General features: G+C 63.4%; 1 protein-coding gene. It reads right to left on the minus strand.

What is annotated here, in order from left to right:
- Positions 1-204 (minus strand): VOC family protein (locus FNJ47_RS52440; protein ID WP_488226116.1); only part of this gene is annotated, 204 nt, incomplete at its 3' end.
- Positions 205-246: the final 42 nt, after the last annotated feature.

Here is a 246-nt window from a genome sequence, read left to right on the forward strand (position 1 = left end):
GATGTAGATTGAATCGGTGCGGCGGCCGGTAGAGTCGCCGACCAGCCTGCCATAGGCATCGTCACGGCTCTGGCCCAGCATCAGCATCGAGGAACCGTAGGCGAGCTCGGCGTGGTGGATCACGCCGACGACGGGCTGCTCGACCGGTAACAAACCTTCAAGCCACGGCCGCATCGGCTCGTGCAAAGTGGCGCCGTCAGCCAAAAAAGTGAGCCACCATGACGCACGACATCGAGACGCCCCGCA

The organism is Bradyrhizobium uaiense, assembly GCF_010811875.1.
GTDB lineage: Bacteria > Pseudomonadota > Alphaproteobacteria > Rhizobiales > Xanthobacteraceae > Bradyrhizobium > Bradyrhizobium uaiense.